This is a genomic window from Dictyobacter halimunensis (assembly GCF_036245075.1).
Genome location: NZ_BSRI01000002.1, coordinates 3219421 through 3240171 on the forward strand (window position 1 = coordinate 3219421; position 20751 = coordinate 3240171).

At 54.1% G+C, this 20751-nt stretch carries 24 protein-coding genes; 5 read left to right on the forward strand and 19 right to left on the reverse strand.

Annotated features, from left to right (window positions below; all coding sequences use genetic code 11):
- Positions 1-65: 65 nt before the first annotated feature.
- From tatC to AABA21_RS27495, 16 genes are all read right to left on the reverse strand, one after another.
- The gene (gene tatC, locus AABA21_RS27425; protein WP_338255124.1) at positions 66-887 is read right to left on the reverse strand and encodes a twin-arginine translocase subunit TatC; all 822 of its coding nucleotides are present in this window, start codon (positions 885-887) and stop codon (positions 66-68) included.
- A 33-nt stretch (positions 888-920) separates the two neighbouring features.
- Positions 921-1232: a Sec-independent protein translocase subunit TatA/TatB gene (locus AABA21_RS39520; protein ID WP_420917176.1), complete on the reverse strand. Its 312-nt coding sequence runs from the start codon at positions 1230-1232 to the stop codon at positions 921-923.
- A gap of 155 nt (positions 1233-1387) precedes the next feature.
- The gene (locus tag AABA21_RS27435; RefSeq protein WP_338255125.1) at positions 1388-1675 is read right to left on the reverse strand and encodes a hypothetical protein; all 288 of its coding nucleotides are present in this window, start codon (positions 1673-1675) and stop codon (positions 1388-1390) included.
- A complete protein-coding gene (locus tag AABA21_RS27440; RefSeq protein WP_338255126.1) occupies positions 1668-2429 on the reverse strand; it encodes an RNA polymerase sigma factor in 762 nt (253 codons plus the stop codon). The genes AABA21_RS27435 and AABA21_RS27440 overlap by 8 nt, the downstream gene beginning before the upstream one ends.
- Positions 2430-2837: 408 nt before the next feature.
- A complete protein-coding gene (acpP, locus tag AABA21_RS27445) occupies positions 2838-3074 on the reverse strand; it encodes an acyl carrier protein (RefSeq protein ID WP_126596574.1) in 237 nt (78 codons plus the stop codon).
- Between the two features lie 2 nt (positions 3075-3076).
- Positions 3077-3520: a transcription antitermination factor NusB gene (gene nusB / locus AABA21_RS27450; RefSeq protein WP_338255127.1), complete on the reverse strand. Its 444-nt coding sequence runs from the start codon at positions 3518-3520 to the stop codon at positions 3077-3079.
- Between the two features lie 135 nt (positions 3521-3655).
- On the reverse strand, positions 3656-3994 hold the full coding sequence (locus tag AABA21_RS27455; RefSeq protein WP_126596576.1) for an Asp23/Gls24 family envelope stress response protein: 339 nt from the start codon (positions 3992-3994) through the stop codon (positions 3656-3658).
- Positions 3876-4148, reverse strand: coding sequence for an SDR family NAD(P)-dependent oxidoreductase (locus AABA21_RS39525; protein WP_420917224.1), 273 nt, complete (start codon positions 4146-4148; stop codon positions 3876-3878). Before AABA21_RS39525 ends, AABA21_RS27455 begins: the two co-directional genes overlap by 119 nt.
- A gap of 7 nt (positions 4149-4155) precedes the next feature.
- A complete protein-coding gene (gene fabD, locus AABA21_RS27460; protein WP_338255130.1) occupies positions 4156-5172 on the reverse strand; it encodes an ACP S-malonyltransferase in 1017 nt (338 codons plus the stop codon).
- 180 nt (positions 5173-5352) lie between these two features.
- Entirely contained in the window at positions 5353-5541 is a 189-nt protein-coding gene (rpmF, locus tag AABA21_RS27465) for a 50S ribosomal protein L32 (RefSeq protein WP_338255132.1), read from the reverse strand.
- 85 nt (positions 5542-5626) lie between these two features.
- Entirely contained in the window at positions 5627-6160 is a 534-nt protein-coding gene (locus AABA21_RS27470) for a YceD family protein (protein WP_338255134.1), read from the reverse strand.
- 270 nt (positions 6161-6430) lie between these two features.
- Positions 6431-7066: an ATP synthase subunit B family protein gene (locus AABA21_RS27475; protein WP_338255136.1), complete on the reverse strand. Its 636-nt coding sequence runs from the start codon at positions 7064-7066 to the stop codon at positions 6431-6433.
- A 237-nt stretch (positions 7067-7303) separates the two neighbouring features.
- On the reverse strand, positions 7304-7822 hold the full coding sequence (gene coaD, locus AABA21_RS27480) for a pantetheine-phosphate adenylyltransferase (protein WP_338255137.1): 519 nt from the start codon (positions 7820-7822) through the stop codon (positions 7304-7306).
- Positions 7823-8169: 347 nt separating this feature from the next.
- A complete protein-coding gene (locus AABA21_RS27485) occupies positions 8170-8550 on the reverse strand; it encodes a hypothetical protein (RefSeq protein ID WP_338255139.1) in 381 nt (126 codons plus the stop codon).
- Between the two features lie 157 nt (positions 8551-8707).
- Positions 8708-9958, reverse strand: coding sequence for an MFS transporter (locus tag AABA21_RS27490; protein ID WP_338255141.1), 1251 nt, complete (start codon positions 9956-9958; stop codon positions 8708-8710).
- A 44-nt stretch (positions 9959-10002) separates the two neighbouring features.
- Positions 10003-10599 carry a PadR family transcriptional regulator gene (locus tag AABA21_RS27495; RefSeq protein ID WP_338255143.1) on the reverse strand — a complete coding sequence of 199 codons (597 nt, stop codon included), beginning with the start codon at positions 10597-10599 and terminating at the stop codon, positions 10003-10005.
- 868 nt (positions 10600-11467) lie between these two features.
- Here AABA21_RS27495 and AABA21_RS27500 point away from each other — a divergent pair.
- The 3 genes from AABA21_RS27500 (at position 11468) to AABA21_RS27510 (ending at position 14824) form a co-directional block, all read left to right on the forward strand.
- Positions 11468-12739, forward strand: coding sequence for a serine/threonine protein kinase (locus tag AABA21_RS27500; RefSeq protein ID WP_338255144.1), 1272 nt, complete (start codon positions 11468-11470; stop codon positions 12737-12739).
- 112 nt (positions 12740-12851) lie between these two features.
- On the forward strand, positions 12852-13136 hold the full coding sequence (locus tag AABA21_RS27505; protein ID WP_338255147.1) for a DUF427 domain-containing protein: 285 nt from the start codon (positions 12852-12854) through the stop codon (positions 13134-13136).
- Between the two features lie 122 nt (positions 13137-13258).
- Positions 13259-14824 carry an MDR family MFS transporter gene (locus tag AABA21_RS27510; protein WP_338255150.1) on the forward strand — a complete coding sequence of 522 codons (1566 nt, stop codon included), beginning with the start codon at positions 13259-13261 and terminating at the stop codon, positions 14822-14824.
- A 70-nt stretch (positions 14825-14894) separates the two neighbouring features.
- Here AABA21_RS27510 and AABA21_RS27515 read toward each other — a convergent pair whose 3' ends face one another.
- From AABA21_RS27515 to AABA21_RS27525, 3 genes are all read right to left on the reverse strand, one after another.
- The gene (locus AABA21_RS27515) at positions 14895-15806 is read right to left on the reverse strand and encodes a phosphatase PAP2 family protein (RefSeq protein ID WP_338255152.1); all 912 of its coding nucleotides are present in this window, start codon (positions 15804-15806) and stop codon (positions 14895-14897) included.
- Positions 15799-16809 (reverse strand): diacylglycerol/lipid kinase family protein, encoded by a 1011-nt coding sequence (locus AABA21_RS27520; RefSeq protein ID WP_338255154.1) that lies wholly within the window; start codon positions 16807-16809, stop codon positions 15799-15801. The genes AABA21_RS27515 and AABA21_RS27520 overlap by 8 nt, the downstream gene beginning before the upstream one ends.
- Positions 16810-17024: 215 nt before the next feature.
- Positions 17025-18401 (reverse strand): dihydrolipoyl dehydrogenase family protein, encoded by a 1377-nt coding sequence (locus AABA21_RS27525; protein ID WP_338255156.1) that lies wholly within the window; start codon positions 18399-18401, stop codon positions 17025-17027.
- Positions 18402-18776: 375 nt separating this feature from the next.
- On the opposite strand from AABA21_RS27525, the gene AABA21_RS27530 reads away from it, so the two are divergent.
- Both AABA21_RS27530 and AABA21_RS27535 read left to right on the forward strand, forming a co-directional pair.
- A complete protein-coding gene (locus tag AABA21_RS27530) occupies positions 18777-19736 on the forward strand; it encodes a class I SAM-dependent methyltransferase (protein WP_338255157.1) in 960 nt (319 codons plus the stop codon).
- A gap of 17 nt (positions 19737-19753) precedes the next feature.
- Positions 19754-20707 (forward strand): Rieske (2Fe-2S) protein, encoded by a 954-nt coding sequence (locus AABA21_RS27535; protein WP_338255158.1) that lies wholly within the window; start codon positions 19754-19756, stop codon positions 20705-20707.
- Positions 20708-20751: the final 44 nt, after the last annotated feature.

Here is a 20751-nt window from a genome sequence, read left to right on the forward strand (position 1 = left end):
TTATAACATAAAAAAGAGGCATTCCACATAAATTGTGGAATGCCTCTTTTTTATGTTATAACTTATCAGGCCATTTCCTCTTCAGTGTCTTTTTTCACCACGAAGTGGATGAGCAGGATGCTAAACTCGTACAGAATCGATAGAGAAATGCCAATAAAGATTGGACTATACAGGTCCCCACCAGGTGTAACAATGGTGGAGGCGGCCCACATACCCACGTGTGCCACTGCACGCTTACTCTTCAAGAAATGCTCGGTTACGATGCCGATCATGGCCAGGAAGGTCAGGACCAGCGGTAGCTCAAAGATAGCGCCAAAGATCAGCAAGAATAACGATACAAATGAGAAGTAGCTGCTCGCTGATATCAACTCGTTAAAGTTTTCAGCGCCAAAGTTGACCAGGAAGCTTACCGGGTATTGCAGGATAAAATATCCCAGCGCCACACCCAATACGAAAAGCACCAATCCCAGCATAATAAATGGGACCGCATGTTTTTTCTCCCGGTCATAGAGTCCAGGAGATATAAAGGCCCAGAGTTGGTAGAGAATCACCGGTAAGGCGAAGACGATCCCGAAGACGATGGCGATCTTAATCGTCACCGTAAAGCCTTCTCCCAGGCCTGTCATTGTCAGTCCGTGATTTCCTCCGACGTTATTTGCGCTGAGCGGTAATGGTGCGTCCAGAATATGGATAAGCTGGTTGCGGAAAATGAACGCGATCACCACTCCGACAGCCACTGCGATCAAACATTTAAAGATGCGCCAGCGGAGCTCTTCAAGATGATCTATCAGTGACATCGCGGAGGAATCGTTCTCGTCATCGTCTTCCGGTGAATTGTCGCCCCCCAGGTTAAGCAGACCTTGCTGGTCTAGATCACTGGTAGCCATGAGATCCCCCTATACTAGTGTCAGCGGTTTTGATTAGTCAACGGTCGGGGTTGTCTTTACCTCAGGCTGTGCCGTCTCTTGTGCGGCCAGGGCAGCTTTTTTGGCGGCCAGTTCGCGCTCAATGGCTTCGAGTTCCAGGCGAGCAGACTCGGTGGCAGACTGCTGGGTCTCTATTTCTTTCTCTTCTTTGGGCTTGGTGATTTCGTTGACGCCATTTTTGAATTCTTTGATGCTCTTACCGATGGCGGAACCCATTTCTGGCAGCTTCTTTGGCCCGAATACGAGAAGGGCTACTACAACGACAACGATTAACTCTAATGTGTGTCCACCACTGAAAATACCCATGATTAGTATCCTTTCCTGCGCTGGTGCTTACTACTGTGTAGCCACCCAACGTTAATAGTAACGGTATCCGCCACGACAAAATAGTGGTCGGATGAGATCGAGAACTGTTTCTACAACGTTAAAATACTAGCCTGAAAATTATAACAACGCTGGCCTTACGAATATGCCGGGCGAACCCCTTCCTGACTGCTCAAGATGTTTTCGACGCTGGCAACACCGGCACTGAGAAGGCCAAGGCCGGCGGAACCTATTGCCACCAGTTGAACGGCGCGGCGGCGGCTGATACGCTGCTCACAGAGACGCCTGGCTGTGCTCTGGCGTTGTTGTATCTCCTGTGCCTCCTGGTGCACAGATGCGCATAGACGCTGCTCCAGAGCCCCGGGCGCCGGGCTGTTGGTGCCATAATGGCGTAACAGCAAGGTCTCGATTGAGTCGTTATGCATAGCCACTTCCTATCGATGGTGCCTGGTTCGCCAGGGATAGGCGCCGGTGCGTGTCTTTGGGCGCGTTGCGCTGCTTGCGATCCTGACCATCAGATTGTTGTTGGAGCTGTGAGTTGGTTGCTAGCGGTGGTGCCGCCTCGACTAACTCTTCGCCACTTTGCTGCGAATAAAGCTGTTGGAACTGCTTGCGAGCCCGGACCAGGCGCTGGCGTACCGCCGCTTCCTTGAGGTCCAGCATGTTTGCGATCTCCGCGGTTGAGAGCCCACCCACAATTGAGAACAAGAGGCAGATGCGTAACGGCTCTGGTAACAGGGCCATTGTACGCTGGACCGCATCCTGTTCCGCGATGGCTTCGGCGGGATCCTCATTGCCGACCGTACCATAGCCGCCAGGCTGCACTGGTGTGGCCTGTGCCTGCACCATCTCATCCCTGGCTATGTTCCGCTCACTCCCCTCCTGCTGACGCTTCTCATGCATACTGGAGAAAGGGATAAAGCTAAATAGCGCCCGCCTTCTTTTCTGCATACGCACTGTATTTAAGGCAATACGTAACAACCAGGCTTTAGCGTGGAAGTGTCCTCCACTGCTGGCCCGTGCCGCGTCAATGCCTTTTAACGCCTGGTGAAAGGTATCCTGTGTCAGATCCTGGCTTTCCTCCCAGTTATTGGTCAGGCCATAGATCGTATGGAATACCAGCTTATAGTATTCATGAATGAGCGTTTCAACAGCTTGTGCTGCAGGTATCGTGTCCACACCTAACTCTTTTCGCGTTCGTATGAAGGTTTTCTCGGAGAAGAATTCCTTCACGTTAATGTAGATGCATGGCAAATGTGATTTGTGACAACAAAACAACGACTTTTTTTTATTTTAAAATTTTCATTTTTTTGATGGGGGGAAGTAATGCGCCCCCGCACAAGCGTCCGCATACGCGGCCGCACTTTTTTATTGAGGCGACGAGCGAAAAAGGCGCGCAGTGCGCGCCTTTTTCGCTCGTCGCCTCAATAAAATGTTTGAGCGCCGCAGGCGCGTAACGTGTAGGTGCCAGGCTTGCCCTGGCTTAGCCGAAGGCACGAAACCTCTGGCTTTCAGGCGCGGCCATAAAAAAAAAGGGCGCTTGCGATATATATAATTATATCAGCAAGCGCCTAGCATTGCGAAATATTAGCGCAGATGCTCTTCGATGTAATCTTCAGCTTCCTGGACGGTTGTGATTTTCTCGGCGTCCTCGTCAGAGATCTGCAATTTGAAGCCCTCTTCGAGAGACATGATAAGTTCGACCAGGTCGAGTGAGTCTGCGTTGAGGTCCTCAACAAAAGATGCGCTAGGAACGACCTCGCTCTCATCAACACCGAGTTGCTCAACGATGATTTTTTTCAGACGCTCATGAACTGTAGGCATTATTACTTCACCTCGCTTTCCGCTTTTGGGATGGGCTGTTGTTGTGCCCGGTTAAATATTGTACCAAGTACGCCATTGACGAAACGACTGGATGTTTCACTGCCATAGGTCTTGGCGAGTTCCACCGCCTCGTTGATAGCCGCCTTGGCTGGTACAGTATTATTAAACAGAATTTCGTAGATTGCAAGTCTTAGAATATTTTTATCGATACGAGCCATCTGTTGCAATGGCCATTCTCGGGCCGCGCTTTGGATGTGCGCATCGATATCTGCAAGATGGCCATACGCGCCCAGAACAAGCTCTCTAGCGTATTCGACTACCTTGGGGTGCAGATTGCGCTCCTCGGCGTGGCGCTGCAAGACCTCTTCCGGGGCATGGTTGGCTATATCGTATTCGTAGAGTGTTTGCAGTGCGATCATTCGCGCTTGCCTGCGTATCCCTGGCATAGTATCCTCGAATGTGACTAGCTGGTGCCTGTTTCTTCTCAAGCGAGACCGTTCGTTACGACGGCGGTGCCGCGTGGGTTGGACAGACGATGTTTCGACTCATCAGACGCGTTATGGTTATGTTATTACTAATACTTATGCAACGTCCTGGATGTAGACATTGACGCCCTGAACCTGCATGCCGATCATATTTTCAATGGCGGCGGCAACTTCTTCCTGGACAGCTGTGCCTACTTCCACTATGTTACTACCTGATTCAACGATTAAATAGAGGTCGGCAGTAACAGTATTATCTTTGACCGTAAGGTTGATACCCTGATTGGGGACGTCGCGCCCCAATAGTCGTGACCATTGGTCACTGGTATGAGCCATACGGACAACGCCGCGAATTTGCAGAGCGGTACTTAACACGATGGTTGTGAGCACTGGCCGTGCCACTCGTACCACTCCAGTTGTTTGTGATTCCATAGCCATATGACTGTCCCTCGTTGATGATCGTACCCTTACGAGCGCGAATCATCATGCGCACTGCAGCTTTACTGCAAAGATAGGCGCTTTTTAAGTTTGTGTCAAGTAGACTATCCCAATCGTCTTCACTCATGCGCGACAACAGCTTATTGCGCGTGATGTTGGTGTTAGAACTCCTTGACCCTGGCGACCGCCTTTTCGATCTCTTCCACGCTCCCTATATTGATGATATCAACATCTTTGGTGATACGCTTGATCATACCAGCCAGGGCCTGTCCAGGACCAATCTCAAAAAAGACCTTCACGCCCTGGGATGCTAAATATTCGATGGTGCGGGTCCACTGAACGGATTCAGCGATCTGTTGTGAGAGTTCACTGCGCAGGTCTGAGGCGCTGGTTATGGGCTGGGCGGTGATGTTACTGATAATGGGATAGGTGGCATCCTGAATCTGTGTGGTGGCGATAGAGTCTGCCAGTTTGGCCGCGGCCGGTTGCATAACCGGTGAATGGAAGGCGCCGCTGACCGAGAGCCGGATGACGCGTTTGGCGCCACGTTCTTTGGCCAGGGCACACGCTGTGTCCAGGGCCTTCTGCTCGCCTGAGATGACGATCTGGCCGGGCGCGTTGTAGTTCGCCAGCACCACGCGACCCATCCCTGGATGCTGTTGCGTCGTCTGATCTAGCTGCTGCAGACACTGCTGTGTCGCGTCCTCACAGACCTGCTGTAAGGCGTCTTCCTTCATAGCGATGATGGCGGCCATCCCACCCGGACAGATCTCTTCCTCTTCATGCATCAGGCGGCCGCGCTCACGTACAAGATGGGCGACGCCCTTGATATCAATGGTGCCCGATGCCACCATCGCCGTACATTCGCCAACGCTATGGCCTGCGGTATAGCTGGGGGCGAGCGGCGTAGTCCAGGAAGAATTGTGTGGGGTGAGAGCTTCTTGAAAGGCTGCCAGATATGCCAGACTAACTGCGACAATGGCTGGCTGAGCATTAATGGTTGAACGTAGGGTATCTTCAGGCCCCTGAAAACAAAGATCACTGAGCGAGAAGCCTAATGTCTCGTCGAAGGTGGTGAAAACGCGCCTTGCCGCATCAGATGCCGCAAAAACATCCGCTCCCATCCCAACGTTTTGACTTCCCTGCCCTGGAAATAAAAAGGCAACTTTTGTCGTCATTTCGTCCACTTCGTATACGCAAAGAATGTGCAAGGCTACCAGGCCATCTGGTCTGGAAAGTAGTCGTATATATGTGTATACCTATCTTATCTTAAACCGTAAAGCGCACGCAAACCGTATAGGATTTTTGACATCACTACACAATTGAGCGTGCGTTATGGTAGCCTCTGCAACTTCTTATTACTTCTTTGTCCTGGGCAGGACAACCTGGCGACCACGATAGGTGCCACAATTGGGGCAAGCGTGATGCGAAAGGCGTGGGCGCTTGCACTGCGGGCAGGCAACTAACTGTGGAACTTCCAGATGATGATGTGCCCGTCGCTCTCCCTGACGAGCGCGCGAGATGCGCTGTTTAGGTAATGCTCCCATTAGAATTTCTCCTCTTCCACCAGTATTGTGTCCTGGGTGTGATCACACCCAGGGTTACGTACTCGTGTATGCTAATGTGTTTTTATTATTTTTCGTTTTGCAGCAATTGTTTGAGCACATTCAGACGGGTATCATCAACCTCAGGTTCGCAGTTACAAGGACCAAGGTTGAGATCATGACCGCACTGTGCACATAGGCCCGCGCAATCTTCCTTGCACAAAGGTACCGTCGGGATAGCCAGCAAGACAGCCTGGCGAATTGCTTCGGTAAGATCAACCTGATGGTGTTCATCGATTGGGAAGACATCGTCTTCCTCGACGGGAGGGAGTGGTGTACCCGTCACCACATCCACTGTTGGATAGAAAAGCTCCTCAAAGGTGATATGCATGGGCTGCTCAAAGTGCTTTAAGCAGCGTGCACACTCGAGATCGAGCGTGAGATCTACCCAACCGTCTACTAGCAGTCCCTGATTGACACGGCGCATGCGCGTATGCCCATCAATGGGTCCAATCACCTTAAAATCGTTGTCGAACTGAACCTGCTCTTCGTGAATATCTGCTTCAAATGCGGCCCCCGAGCCGACCGGGGCCTTCATGAGTTGCGCCACGTTAAAGATCATGGAATCTGTCCTTTCCATTGAGACCGAAAAAGTATAGAACTTTTGCCAGTAAATACGTTTTGGCGCAAGGCGAACCGTCCCCTACTCTTCTCTGGCGCCTGCTCATTATAGACAAGGCATGAAAGGGTGTCAAGTCCTGCTGGTGATTCCTGATTGACAGGAACAGGCACGGAAAACGCCGCTGGCGTGGCACTCCGGGCACCAGAAAACGGTGGAGGATATCTCTTGTTGACCTTACATATCTACCATTTTTACTTATATTACAGTGTATTACATCGGATAATTGGGGCCACCCATGGTGTCGGCGGCCAGTGAGGCGCGCCGTGGTAGGGGGCGGGGTTGGAGCGCGTCATCGTCATCGTCTGGCTCTACCCTGTCAGGGGATGGCGGGGCCTCTTGCTCTTCCTCGGGGCGGCCTTCCAGGCTGTCCAGGCCCTTCTCAATACTCATGACCGTGCGCTCAATCTCCATTTCAACATTGAGGAGGTGCTCGCGCAGGTTTCGTAGGGTCTCGGAGGCGTAGGTGTCGGCCTCGATCTGCATCTGGTCGGTATGGGACTCCGCGCGTCGCACGATGGTCTGCGCCTGCTCGTTCGCGCGCCGAATAATCTCCTGCGAACGCTCTTCTGCGACCTGCAGGAGCCCCTCACGCGCCATGGTGCGCTCGCTTTCTTCGCGGGCCCGGCTCAGTATCGCGGATGCCTCAGACTGCGCCTGCGCCAAGATGCGCTCTTTCTCCTGCATGATGCGCCGCGCCTGCTTGATTTCACCGGGAACCGAGGTGCGCATCTGCTCAATGATTGCCAGAAGATCGGCCTCTTTGAGGATAACCTGGTTAACTAATGGCATCCGTTTACTACCCGCGACAAGGTTCTCAAGGCGATCTACGAGGTAGAGAATATCCATGCTGCGTGCCTAGCCTCCTTCCCATGCCGCTGTGTCCCCACCGGACCTGACGAGATGCCTCTCTTTTGAAGAGGTTGCGCTGATACCCTACATATATTCTACGAATGAATAGCCACGCCTGTTGCAAAGTCACAGAGCCATGGGCCGTACATCGTTTCGAGCGAGGCCGAGGCCACTACTCACTACCTGATCATGCCGTTTTTTTGTTATCAGCTGAGCTTATCAGTCGTTACCTGCTCAGGCCGGACTGGTCTGACTGAATTTATGCTGCAAAGCCTGCACGACCGACGCGGGCAGCATATCCCTGACGTCCCCACCCAGTTTGGCAACTTCTTTTAGTAGCGAGGAACTGACAAAGAGCTGCTCCAGATTGGTAATAAAGCATACAGTCTCGATCTCGGGCGCCAATTTGCGATTCATCAGCCCTTGTTGAAACTCCGCATCAAAGTCATTGGGTGAACGCAGGCCACGAATGATGGCCTGACCACCTACTGATCGTACATATTCGATCAAGAGGCCGGTGAATTTTTCAACACGTACATTGGTCAGGCCCTCTTCGGCTATGACCGTTTGCCAGAGTGCGATCCGCTCATCGACGGAGAAGAGCAGATTTTTAGCCGGAAAACTGTAGACCGCTATAATCAATTCATCGAAGAGACGTGCTCCCCGATGGGCGATGTCGAGATGCCCATTGGTTAGTGGATCAAAGCTGCCTGGATAGACAGCGAGGCGGTGACGCGATTCCTGCTGACTCACATAAGCTCCTTTGCTGACGCTTGTGCTTACTTTTCTTTTTGAAAGCTTTGCGAAATGGTTAAGGACATTAAAACATATTCGAGGCGGTTCGGCAATAGCTGAGCAACTGCCCGGCGGCCGGGCCATTCCCGTTCGGGCGGCCGCATGCGCGGCCGCCCTGGTATTATTGGGAAGGGACAAAAAACGCGCGTTGAACGCGCGTTTTTTGTCCCTTCCCAATAATATAAGCGCCGTCGTAGGTGCGCCCCTTGCGGGCGCTTGGCTGCGAAGCGTCCCCGTGCCCGGGCGCGCACGTTCCATCAACGATACCATCTCCCCTCTCAAAGGGGCGCCGGTTTTCGAGATGATCAGGCCAATTTATTCGAGCGGCGATAGCGGCCCGCGATCGCCTCACCGATGCCGATGGCGCTCAGGCCGATAAGCAGGTGGATGATCTGGATAACGACATGGGCTGAGCCCAGGCTGAGCCAGTTGAGCTGTCCCAGTCCGATGATAGGCAGGAGCAGGCCGATGATAAAGGCGCCGATGGCCAGTCCTATGTTGCGACCCTGGGGCGCGGTGGCGATGCCAAAGGCCAGCAGCCAGAGCGAGATCATGGCCAGTAGACCCAGCAGCATGTGGATCATGACGATGCCGCCAGGAACCAGGTTGAGCCAGAGGAGGACGCCAAGGATAAGTGCTAGCAGGACACAGATACGCAGTGCCATAATACCGATACGTACAATCACAATAAAACTCCTTAAAATACGTTTAATGACGCCCGTATATGAGCGTTTCATTCAGTTGCCTGGAAAATCCTCCAGGCGAGTGCGCTATCGCATTATATTATAAGGAACTGACCGGCTGCTGCTTAAGCGGAGAGTTCCCTGGGTTGAGTGAGATGCTTTAGCGGGACGCGGCAGCCTCGGCGACCCGCGGTTCCGGCTTTTCTTCGGGACGATGAATCTTGCTCAGGATCGGCAGTACGACCATGGCCGCTAGCAGGGCGATCAATCCTCCCAGGAGCAACGGGATGCTGGAACTGCTGAGGGCATCGATGCTGCCAGCGATCATGGGTCCAATGATGCGGCCCAGGCCAGCGGCGCCCTGCGCCAGGCCAAGCATCTCCCCCTGCGTCTCAATCGGACTGGCGAACGAGAGCAGGGTCGAGATCGTTGGACTGATCGCCCCATCCCCGATACTCAGCAGCCCGACGCTGATCAATACCAGCGCGAGCTGATTGCTGAATGCCAGCGTCACCAGGCCGATGGCCAGCAGGAAGAGTCCAGCTAGCATCAGCTTTTGTTCATTCCACCGTTTGACCAGTCGACCAACCAGGCCACCCTGCATCAGCACCACGATGAAACCAACATAGGTGAACAGGTAGGCATTCTGAACCGAATTCCAGCCAAATTTCTGTTGTGAGAAGAGCGGGAAGATCGTCTCCATCGAGGTGAAGGCGATTGTAAAGAGCAGGTTGACGATGACCAGTCGCAGGACGATGGGCGCGTTCAGGGCACGCTGCCATCCGGTCCACAATACACTGAAGCGATTCATCGATTCGGGTTTTTGCTCTGGCGACTGCGAACGCGGCTCCCTTCTGGTCCGGGTTTCTGGCAAGAAGCAGAAGACCAGCAGCGCGTTGACCAGGGCGATGGCTGCGGCCGCCCAGAATGGGATGGTCGCGCCCAGGGGAGATAGAATTCCTCCGAGGGCCGGTCCAAGCACAAAGCCCACGCCGATCGAGGCCCCGATCAAACCCATCCCCTTCGCCCGATCTTTGGCCGAGGTAACATCAGAGACCACCGCCTGCGCCGAACCGATATTGGAGGCGCCCAGACCGCCAATAAAGCGGGCAAAGAGCAGCATAATTAAAGAGCCCGAGATTGCGGTCAGAGCCAGCGAGAGCGTTTCAATCAGCAGCGAGATCACAATCACCGGGCGACGCCCATAGCGGTCCGATAGCCCTCCCAGCACTGGCGTAAATATAAACTGGGCCAGCGCATAGACGGTAACGATGGCTCCCACCCCTAAAGGATTCGCTCCCAGGTGTTCGGCCCAGAATGGTAACAGGGGAATAATGAGGCCGAAGCCCGTAAAATCGATCAGGATGGTTAAAGCCATCAGTAATAGCGGAGACCGCCGTTTGTGCTCCATGCTCGCTCAGCTCCTGTATATCTAGCTCATTGTAACCGTCATTGTCAGGCAGAATGCGTGGTTGGGGCAGTATGTGGGTGACCTGTGGCCCCCAGAGAAATCTGCTCAATCGTCCGTTTCAACCAACACATCTCCGCGTCGAGCAATGCCAGCTTATGATCATTTACCAGTTGATGGGCGGCATCCGAGGTATGGCTGGCATCCCTGAGCTGTACAACAGCGCTATGGTAAGCCTCAACCAGCGAGAGGCGTTCATAAAGAAGCGCACAGGCCTCCTCGGCCGTCAGGTGATGCAAAAAGTACAGGCAGGCATCCACTTCGCTCAAACCCGGTGTAAACTTGCTGATCATATCGCGCAACAGGTTCGAGAAATACTCCTTCCCCTGATCCGTTACATAATACATATCCCGCTCACGTAGAGCCACATCCTCATGTGCCGCCCCTGGACCCGGGGCCTCTACGGTCTCGCGCCGAATCTCAAGATAGCCATCCGCCACCAGCCTCTCCAGCTGATAATAAATCGTCGGCTTCTTAATATGATTGGCAAATAAATCGTGGTGTGCCTCAATAAATTCCCGAATCTGCTGTCCATACATCGGCTTCTCAAGCAGCACACCAAGCAGCATAACCTGTTTATACATAGTAACCGCCGTTTAGTCAAATCTGACTTAATTATAGCGAGCCCTCAGCCTCCCCGTCAAGAGCCATATGCAACGCGCCGTAGGTGCTGGGCTTGCCCCAGCTTGTCGCGAAGCGACCCTGTGCCCAATCTGCCACGTTCCATGGAATCCGTTTTCTTCCTAATGCGAGCGCAATTGGAAGTTCAACGTTTGTCGGAGAGGTGGCGTAAATAGGGAGACATGGGCGCCCGGGTACGGGGTCGCTTCGCGACAAGTTGGGGCAAGCCCAGCACCTACGATGGTCTTCTTCTTAAACGTGAGGTTTGTCGCCATGGGCAACGAGAGTGGGGTGCAGGGGTGCAGCCCCTGACCGGGGTTTGGGGCTGTGCCCCAATATCTTTTCCTCCCGCGTGTCGCTGTGGGCAACGAGAGCGGGGTGCAGGGGCGGCAGCCCCTGACCGGGGGTTGGGGCTGTGCTCCAACATCTTCTCCTCCTGCGTGTCGCTGTGGGCAACGAGAGCGGAGTGCAGGGGCGGCAGCCCCTGACTGGGGTTTGGGGCTGTGCCCCAATATCTTTCCTCCCGCGTGTCGCCGCAGGCGACACGTAATAAAAAATGTGAAGTAACCCATAGAAAATTAACAAGAATTACGCTATCATACAAGTACTATAGAAGAAAATCACTCTTTTTATGGCTGACTTTAAAGGCGTGACCACAAAAAGGGCTCCGCGTCACCACGCGACCCCCACGCCACACTGGGGTAAAAGTCCAGCACATAGAAACTTTCCGTGAGCCTTCTACGTTTCTGAATAGACCTATGTTGATGTATTGGTGTCATCAGGAAAAAGGATGCTCTCTACGCGGGGGTGTTCTTGAGGAGATAGATGTTCATGGGGAAGGACAGCCCTCTATTCTGTGCAGAATGTGGAGGCGAAAATCCGCTGCATGCAAAGTTTTGTCGCTTCTGCGGGTACCGTCTCAATAATCAAACCAATAGCTCCACGCCCGCGTTGACGACCTCGGCTCATCTGGAGGCCGTTGCGTTGCATGGGCCGCATCCGTTGCGGGTCAATGACCTGCTCAAGCAGCGCTATCGCATTGTCGCACAGATCGGGTCGGGTGGTTATGGGAAGGTCTATCGAGCCATTGACACCGAATTTATGGATCGGCAGGTAGCCGTCAAAGAGATGATCCAGCATGGTCTTAGCCCCCAGGAACTGGCGGAGGCGGCGAACGGTTTCAAGCGCGAGGCCGTTCTGCTGGCGAGCCTGACCCAGTCCAATCTCCCCAGCATCTATGATTATTTTTCCGAGCAGGGCAACTGGTACCTGGTGATGAGCTATATCGAGGGCGAGACGCTGGAGAGCTATGTACGCCGTCGTGGTGGCTCTCTTCCCGTCGATAAGGTAATTCAGATCGGCATTCAACTGGCGACCGTGTTGAGCTTTCTGCATACGCGCAAGCCCTCGATTATTTTTCGCGACCTCAAGCCATCGAACGTCATGCGTACCCCAGAAGGGCAGATCTATTTGATCGACTTTGGTATCGCGCGCCACTTCAAGCATGGCAAGGCCAAAGACACGATCGCTTTGGGATCTCCAGGCTACGCGGCCCCCGAGCAGTACGGCCGCGCCCAGACCACGCCCCAGGCGGATGTCTATAGCCTGGGTATTGTGCTCTATCAGTTAATTACTGGCATTGATCCCTCTGTCTCTCCCTTTGGACCAAAGCACCTGGATCTCCCTGATCACCCGCAGCTTAAAATATTGATCCAGTGCATGCTGGAACTGGACCCCAAGCGGCGTCCGAGCAGCATGGGGAACATCCAGCGCGAGTTACAGCGTATCGCGTCCGGCAAGGTAATCAAAACGTCGCATCATCCGAGTCAGCGCCAGCCACCGCCCCCGCATTCCTCCGCGCACATCCCGGCGGTCCATCCACTGCATCCGGCCCCAGGCAGCCGACAAGGTATTCATCTGCCACCGCCGCCGCTACAAAGCCATGCCACTGTGACTGAGCAGGTCGGTCTATTGCGCCCGGCCGCCTCATTTGGACCCCAGTTCGTTTCAACGCCTCCAATAGCCGGGATCGCCCCGGTCGCGTGGTGGCGCATGCTCAACTTCATGCGTTCCATGAAGGAACTATGGCGGGGGAAATTCTAGTGATTCGCGCATCATTTCTCCTCGGCTGGTCGTGTAAAAATGTACAATGATATGGCGATATTGTTGTATATGTAGCCTCTCACCAGTAGAGGATAATTGAAGGAGTATTCCGATGCCAAAAGCAACCTGGAAGGGTGTAACGCTGGCGGAAAGCGATAACTGTATTGTGGTTGAAGGCAACCAGTACTTTCCACCCGATTCTGTTCAGCGAGCCTATTTTAAGCCGAGTAGTACCCACACAACCTGCCCCTGGAAAGGTGAGGCCAGCTATTATACTATTGAAGTCGATGGCGAAGCCAACAGGGACGCGGCCTGGTTCTATCCCCAGCCTAAGGAGGCGGCGAGCCAGATCAAGGATTACGTCGCCTTCTGGCGCGGCGTCAATGTAGAGGCGTAAGGGCGCTCGACTGGTCTACTGATTATATTGCTGATATGACAGGGAATAAATGGCGCATGAGGCGTGTTTGGATAAGCAGGTTTGATTGGATGGGTTAAGGTAGTATAGTCAGGAACGAGTGAATGACCAGAAACGCCAAAATTATTGTGACGATTGCTCTGATGCTGGGCATGACGCTGGCCGCATTGGATACCACCATTGTGGGAACCGCCATGCCCAGTATCGTGGGGAAGTTAGGTGGCATCACCCTTTATTCATGGGTATTTTCCGCCTACCTGTTGACCTCGACCACGACGGTGCCTATCTACGGCAAACTGGCCGACCTCTATGGTCGTAAGCCACTTTTCTTGTTTGGTTCGGTACTATTTCTCATCGGCTCGATCGCTTCTGGCTGCTCCCAGACGATGGTGCAGTTGATCATTTTCCGTGCCATTCAGGGTCTGGGCGCGGGCGCGGTGCAGCCGATCGTGCTAACGATTATTGGGGATATATTTGCTTTAAAAGAGCGTGCCCGGGTACAGGGGCTATTCAGCGGCGTCTGGGGCTTATCCAGTATCGTGGGGCCGGCGCTGGGTGGTTTAATTGTTGATCATTCCTCGTGGCGCTGGGTCTTCTTTATCAACGTGCCCTTCGGTGTGCTCTCGGCTGCTATGTTAATGTTCGCGCTTAAAGAGCAGGTCGAACGGAAAAAACATCAACTGGACTACATCGGTACATTGACATTAAGTGGTAGCATTGTTGCTTTGCTCTTTGCATTCCTGCAGGGTGGCACCAGCTGGTCCTGGGCTTCCTGGCAGAGCATCAGCTTATTCGCTATCTCTATCCTGCTGCTGGGATGGTTCTTGTATGAAGAACGGCGCGCCGCCGAGCCCATTCTGCCACTGGATCTATTCAAGAATCGCATTATTGTCATCTCAAGCGTCGGTGGTGTGGTGCTGGGTACGATTATGTTCGGCATCACTTCATATGTGCCACTATTCATGCAGGGCGTTAAGGGTGGCAGCGCCACCGATGCCGGTATTATCCTTGGACCATTGTTGCTGGCCTGGCCGATCGCGGCCACTATCAGCGGCAAAGTTGTTTTGAGCTATGGCTATCGCATTACCGCGGTGCTGGGGACCGGACTGACCTTGATCGGTATGGGGATTGTGCTGACGTTTACACCTCAGAGTAGCCTGCCATTAATTATCGTGGCTATGGTCTTAATCGGTGCCGGACTCGGTTTCTCCAGTTCCGCTTACATCCTATCGGTACAGAACGCGGTTCCCTGGAGCCTGCGCGGTGTCGCGACGGCCTCCACCCAGTTTTTCCGCACCATTGGAGGAACCATCGGCGTTGCTATCATGGGTTCGATCCTCAATGCGCAAATGGCCATGCGTTTCACACCGATCTTTGCCCACTATCAGCAGGTGCTACAACATCTGCCCAAAGGTATCTCGCCGGCCAACGTCTTATTGACACCGGATGTACGTGCTACCCTCGCGTCGGATCTGCTAGGCCAACTGCAGGCGGCCCTGTCCAAGAGCTTGTTCTGGGTCTACCTGCTGCTATTTGTGCTGGCGGTGATCGGCCTGGTGGCTATGTTCTGGCTACCCGGTGGTCGCGCCGATCAGTATGCATATCATGCTGAGCCCGAAGCCGCCGAAGCCCAGGAATCCTCTGAAGTAGTTATGCCACATATAGGCTAACTCCAGGAGACTAGCAGAAGCACAGCAACGCCGGCACCCCATTCGGGGTGCCGGCGTTGCTGTGCTTCTGCTAGTCTCTCTCTGACTCTTCTTTGATCTCTTTATCGATGTCGTCGCCGGGTTGCTGCAGCGGTTTTGCGGCTTCTGGGGCCTTGCCTCTCGAAGGATGCAGCCAGGCCTTGACGCGCAGGTACAGCGCCATGACGCCGCTAAACCAGAGGCCCCCATAGATGTAGCCCGCGGCCACGTCGCTGGGCCAGTGCGCGCCCAGATAGACGCGTGATGGCCCAATGCAGGCGATTAACGTGGTACAGACGCCGATGAGTAGATTGCGAATGCGTCCCGAACGCCAGTTGGTAGCCAGCAGATAGATGAGCAGGCCATAGAAATTGGTGTAGTACATGACGTGTCCGCTGGGAAAACTGGGCTCATTGATAACTTTAACCACCGTAACCAGTTCCTGGGTTGGCCGGGGACGCTTGATCACGCGCTTCACGATGGCGTTGAGCAGCGTGGCGGACGAGGTGAGCAGGATAAATAGTGCTTCTAAACGGAAGCGTAGCACCCAGAAGATGCCCGCGATACCCAGCGTTTGCGGCAAAGCATACTGCACAAAGCCGATCTCTGAGACGCCGAAGAAGAAGCGGCGCAGCCAGGGATTGCGATACTTCTGGAGCCGGGCCGTAATCGACATATCGCCGGGGAAAAACTGGGTGCGCTGTGCGATCAGAGAAAGGATCACGGCCCCCGACAGAATCCAGAGGTAAAAGGCCATAAACATGGTTCCACGTGAAACCGCGCGTCGGCCCGAGACCGAGGATTGGGCCGCGGCTTTCTGGGCCTCGGTCATCACTGGAGGTATCTGTACCTCCGGTAGCCTGACCTGTGGTAAGGGCTCAGACGGCCGTGTTTTTGTTGTTGTACCGGGTGTGGGTTGCTCAGGTTGTGTTTTTTTGCCTGCTTTACGATTAAAATCAAACATATACAGAACCTTTCTCTTCGCTCTGGTCGCGTTCGGCAGCCCGCTGATTTATTCTTCTCTTCTTGCGCTCCGGTTTTGTCATATTGGGGCCTGCCGCCACTTTTTTTGCTACGCGCACCTGTAAGGCGCCAGTCTGAATCTCGATCAACGCCGGGGTAGTGCCCTGCTGTTCCCCATCGGCGTGAATCTCCACCGGTTGTTCTGACTGAATATACATGGTCTTTACCTTGCGCCGACTGATTTTCTGTGTCAGCGCCCGTCTCCCCTGGCTGATTGAGATGGCGTGACGAATATAGTCTATTTTGCTGAAGCGCCGATAGATGAGTACATCGAACAGTCCGTCATCCATTAATGCGTCGGGCGCGAACTGCAGACGTGCCCCGTAGTAGGGTGAGTTGCAGACGCTGATCTGAATAGCGTTTACCCGGCGGCGCCTCTTGTTGTCAAAGGTAACGGTAAAGCGCGTCGGCGAAAAGGTGAAGAGCGTGCGCAGTCCCTCTACAACACCGTGTAACGTCGAGGAGAGCCCCTTGCTCTTGAGCTCTTCCGCTGCCGGAAAGAGGGCCGCCTCCAGTCCAATGCCGGCTACTTCTAAAAAGATATGGTCATTGATCTTTCCTACATCGATGCGACTGGTAGTGCCTTGAGCGATGATCTCGCATGCCTTCTCGATATCTTCTGGAATATCAAGGCTGCGCGCGATATTATTCATCGTACCCATGGGCAGGATGCCCAGCGCACTATTGGTATTAATCAAGCCATTGGCAACCGCGTGGAGTGTCCCATCACCACCGCCCGCGATGACGATATCCGCGCCCTCTTCGGCCGCCTTGCGCGCCAATCCTGTGCCCGGGTCCTCCACCGTGGTATAAACGATGGTCGGTTCTATATTATACGGGCGTAAAGAGGACAGGATCAATTCTTTGCTGTCATCGAGGGTATTATGGTTAGTTGCCAGTGCCGACTCGCCTGAAGTCGGATTGAGAATCAGTACAGTCCGCATAATATGGTTCCTTATTCATGTATAACTTTCGTTATAAATTGCACTTTTTTTGTGGGACCAACATGGCGACGCGCAGCTCTGTATATATATATCTGAGCTGCATGTCCAGAGATGGTCCCTTACACAATACGGCACCATAGCACTCTCACAACGTGGCCTCATGTAGTACACGCATAAACAGTCGAGTTAGTCTCAGGTCAACCACCTGGTAGCGCTTATGAAAAGCGGTCCACCGTCCAGCGTACGGCCTCGCTTAGCGTCGGATAGGGCAGGATGGTTTGGGCCAGCGTCTGGGCGGAGATACCCGTCTTCATGGCTAGAATTATCTGTGCTAGCAGATCATCTGCCTGCTCGCCCAGGATGTGGCCGCCGAGAATGTTACCATGCTCATCGGCCAGTATTTTGAGGCTGCCAGCGGTGCGACCATTGGTAATGGCCCGCTCAACCTTCTCATATGAAAGCCGGGCCACTTTATAGCGCTTCCCTTCAGCGCGCAGCTCGGCCTCGGTCTGGCCGACATGGGCCAGGGGAGGATCTGTATAGGTCACCCAGGGGATGGCCTGGTCGGTAAAGGGCTGAGGCGTGGTCGCGAAAGCATTGTTGGCGGCCAGTCGCCCCTGGTCGCTGGCCACATGGGTGAACTGGTAACCACCCGTGATATCGCCGGCCGCCCAGATATGGGGAACAGAGGTGCGCAGAGTAGCATCCACGCTGATTCCTTTTTCGGTGCTATCAATGTGCGCAGCCCCGATATTGAGTCCATCCAGATTAGGCTTGCGCCCGGTAGCGAGAAGGATTTCATCAACCTCGAGCTGCTTCTGGCCGTTCTCTTCCCGATAGACGAGCCGTTTCCGCCCGTTCGAAGCGTGCTCGACCCGCTCAAGCTCGACTCCAGTGGCCAGCCGGATGCCTTCAGCCTTTAAAATATCACCCAGCTGATCCGCCAGCTCCTGCTCCTCTTTTTTTAGTAGCTGAGTATTGTGTTCCAGCACCGTAACCTGGACGCCGAAGCGCTGAAAAAGCTGGGCGAACTCCAGACCCAGTGGACCGGCTCCGATGATAGCCAGACTCGCAGGCAACTGCGGTAGATAGACCGCCTCTTTATTGGTGATATAGCCGACCTCCCGCAGGCCCTCTATTGGCGGACGCCGGGTACTGGTTCCGGTGGCAACAATGATCCTATCGGCGTAGTGCGTCTGCCCTTCAACCGAGACGGTATGCGGTGAGGTAAACGCGGCACGGGCATGGAAAACATCGATCCCCTGTTGCTTGAGGGACCTGTCCGCCTGCTCTGGTGAGCCGCCACGGATGCGCGTAACCACTTCCTGAATGTAATCCTGCACTCGCCGCCAGTCAAACGTCGCTTCGGGAATAGAGAGCCCATAGCGCTGCGCATGGCGGGACCGGTGGAGCATGGTAGCGATCTGCAATAGCGATTTGGTGGGATCGCAGCCATAGTTCAGGCAGGTTCCCCCCAGCTTATCATCCTCAATCAGCGCGATCCGCTTATGCATCTCGGCCGCTGTGCTGGCCGCTGTACTTCCGGCCGCCCCCGCCCCAATAACAAGTAGATCATAGCTAATATCAGCCATCCCGCATCTCCTCCATAATCTTATATCATTCTCCCTCTAACAATGTATCACACCCGCACCACCCAAGCTGTCTCCAGCTTACCAGTTCTGAACTTTCGTATTATGTATATAGTGGTGTCTCGGGCGCGCAGCTGCACGCCCGAGACACCACTATATACATAAGTGAGGCCGCAGGCCGAACCCTGCGGGTCACATGAAAAATCCCTGAAAATTATACCCTGGCCCCCTTTGTAGAAACTTTTTGTTTCAGGATAGCGTACGACAAATAGGTAGCAACATTTCATTTAGATGATTCCTCTCCAGCCGATGATGGGAACTGATAGTAGTGCTGATGGTTTGGTTTGGATAGGTAGGAGTGTGAAGAAGGGATGATCCATGGTCGGTAGCGACTCATCTGCCCAATCCGAGGTTTTGTTTGAAAATCCATTTCACATCGAAGATTTACAGGTTTTCGACGCTGAAACCATGCGCGACATGCTGGCATGTAGCCATGCTCAGTTATCCAGTCGCTTGCTGGCGGATAGCCTCCACAATGTCTCATCAGCTCTGATCACACGTATTATGCAGGGGATTCCAGAGGCGCAGCGAGACCAGTTTCAGCAGGAGCTACAGCAGCCTCTCTCGTCGGAAGAGATCGACCATGCCCGCAATGAGACCTTGAACATCCTGTTCTGGGAGCTCATCTATTGGAAAACGCCCGAGCTATACGAGGAATTGACGGTGGGCGAGCGGTTGCATGAGGGCATCTTCCAGTCTATTCAATCCGACCTGAAGGACAAGGTGGTGCTGGATGCCGGAGCCGGTAGTGGTAGGGCCTCGTTTGAGTATCTGCGCTATGGCGCGGCCAGGGTGCATGCCGTTGAGCCTTCACCTGGTTTATTGCGTCTCCTGCGCAAGAAGATCATTGATCGGGGACTGGAGCAGTCCATATTCCCAGCGGCCGGTCGCTTTAACAAGTTGCCGCTGGCCGATCAGAGCGTGGATACCGCGCTCTCTTGTTCGGCGTTTACCGCGCTGGAGGACCAGGGAGGCGAGGCGGGTTTACTTGAACTACGCCGGGTGACCAGGCCGGGTGGCAAGATCATTATCGTCTGGCCACGTACGGAAGACCATCAATGGTTTGGGGAGCATGGTTTTCAGTACGTCTCCCTACCGGTTCAAGAAGAGATGTGTATCCACTTCCGCTCCTTCGATAGCGCCCTGCGCTGCGCTCAACTCTTTTATGCCCATAATCCTACCGTGCTGCGCTACTTACAGCAAACACAAAAACCAGAGATCCCTTTTTCTATCATTGGTATGAATCCGCCACGGGACTATTTTTGGCTCGTGGTATAAGAAAGGATGCCTTAGACATGGTTGCAGAGACGACAAAGCAGAATGAACCGCCTACCAGTTGGATGGATACGCCGCCGAGATACCCATTGCTGCGTCACTATAGCGCCAAACTGGTGGCGAATATGCCCTGGTTGGATAAGCTATCGAGTCCCTTGCTGAACTGGACCCAGTCTCTATTTGGCAAGCCGAAAGACACGTCGTACCGGGTGAAGGACTTTCTCTCCGGCGTCTGGTTCGGCCACCCTGTTCATCCAGTGCTGGTGACGATTCCCATTGGCGCCTGGACATCGACGATGGTCTTTGATCTGGCTTGGCTGGGAAGCGATGAAGATGAGGGGATGGCTCGCAGCGCCGACATGATGATGTGGCTAGGCCTGGCTGGTGCCACCGGCTCAGCAGCTACGGGCCTGGCCAACTGGGTGGATACCGATGGTCAGGAGCAGCGGACCGGTATGCTGCATGCGCTGCTCAATGGCGGCGTTACCGCCCTGAACTTTTCTTCGGCCCTCTTGCGCCTGACAGGCCAGCGGCGAACGGCTATCGCCCTGTCCAGCACAGCGTACGCGCTGACTGTCTATTCCGCCTACATCGGCGGAGAACTGGCCTATTCTACAGGTATCGGCATGAACCGCACGATTGTTGATGGCGGCCCTGACGAGTTCGTGCCTGTAATGGATGAAAAAGACCTGGCGGAAGGCAAGCTAACACGTGTAGAGGTCGAGGGAGCACCCGTGGTGATGGTGAAAGATGGCTCAACCATCCATGCGATCTCCGCTACGTGTTCTCACCTGGGTGGACCGCTGGATGAGGGAAGCTATGAGGACGGGGTCGTGTATTGCCCCTGGCACAATTCCGGCTTCCGCATGTGCGATGGCTGTGTCGTGAATAGCCCGGCCGTCTACGCGCAGCCTACCTTTGCGGCACGAGTTCGCGACGGGAAGATCGAACTGCGACGCCTGGAACACGCATAAATCACATTCCCTATCCCCTCGCACCGCCTGCGGCGGCGTGTGAA

Bases quoted from the DNA above. Each gene is read 5' to 3' on its own strand.
- AABA21_RS39520 (WP_420917176.1), bottom strand. From the start codon at position 1,232: ATGGGTATTTTCAGTGGTGGACACACATTAGAGTTAATCGTTGTCGTT.
- AABA21_RS27495 (WP_338255143.1), bottom strand. From the start codon at position 10,599: ATGTATAAACAGGTTATGCTGCTTGGTGTGCTGCTTGAGAAGCCGATG.
- AABA21_RS27520 (WP_338255154.1), bottom strand. From the start codon at position 16,809: ATGCGGACTGTACTGATTCTCAATCCGACTTCAGGCGAGTCGGCACTG.
- AABA21_RS27510 (WP_338255150.1), top strand. From the start codon at position 13,259: ATGACCAGAAACGCCAAAATTATTGTGACGATTGCTCTGATGCTGGGC.
- AABA21_RS27535 (WP_338255158.1), top strand. From the start codon at position 19,754: ATGGTTGCAGAGACGACAAAGCAGAATGAACCGCCTACCAGTTGGATG.
- AABA21_RS27470 (WP_338255134.1), bottom strand. From the start codon at position 6,160: ATGATCTTTAACGTGGCGCAACTCATGAAGGCCCCGGTCGGCTCGGGG.
- AABA21_RS27505 (WP_338255147.1), top strand. From the start codon at position 12,852: ATGCCAAAAGCAACCTGGAAGGGTGTAACGCTGGCGGAAAGCGATAAC.
- AABA21_RS27455 (WP_126596576.1), bottom strand. From the start codon at position 3,994: ATGGCTATGGAATCACAAACAACTGGAGTGGTACGAGTGGCACGGCCA.
- AABA21_RS27490 (WP_338255141.1), bottom strand. From the start codon at position 9,958: ATGGAGCACAAACGGCGGTCTCCGCTATTACTGATGGCTTTAACCATC.
- nusB (WP_338255127.1), bottom strand. From the start codon at position 3,520: ATGCCAGGGATACGCAGGCAAGCGCGAATGATCGCACTGCAAACACTC.
- AABA21_RS27475 (WP_338255136.1), bottom strand. From the start codon at position 7,066: ATGGATATTCTCTACCTCGTAGATCGCCTTGAGAACCTTGTCGCGGGT.
- AABA21_RS27530 (WP_338255157.1), top strand. From the start codon at position 18,777: ATGGTCGGTAGCGACTCATCTGCCCAATCCGAGGTTTTGTTTGAAAAT.
- fabD (WP_338255130.1), bottom strand. From the start codon at position 5,172: ATGACGACAAAAGTTGCCTTTTTATTTCCAGGGCAGGGAAGTCAAAAC.
- tatC (WP_338255124.1), bottom strand. From the start codon at position 887: ATGGCTACCAGTGATCTAGACCAGCAAGGTCTGCTTAACCTGGGGGGC.
- AABA21_RS27515 (WP_338255152.1), bottom strand. From the start codon at position 15,806: ATGTTTGATTTTAATCGTAAAGCAGGCAAAAAAACACAACCTGAGCAA.
- AABA21_RS27525 (WP_338255156.1), bottom strand. From the start codon at position 18,401: ATGGCTGATATTAGCTATGATCTACTTGTTATTGGGGCGGGGGCGGCC.
- AABA21_RS27435 (WP_338255125.1), bottom strand. From the start codon at position 1,675: ATGCATAACGACTCAATCGAGACCTTGCTGTTACGCCATTATGGCACC.
- rpmF (WP_338255132.1), bottom strand. From the start codon at position 5,541: ATGGGAGCATTACCTAAACAGCGCATCTCGCGCGCTCGTCAGGGAGAG.
- AABA21_RS27500 (WP_338255144.1), top strand. From the start codon at position 11,468: ATGGGGAAGGACAGCCCTCTATTCTGTGCAGAATGTGGAGGCGAAAAT.
- acpP (WP_126596574.1), bottom strand. From the start codon at position 3,074: ATGCCTACAGTTCATGAGCGTCTGAAAAAAATCATCGTTGAGCAACTC.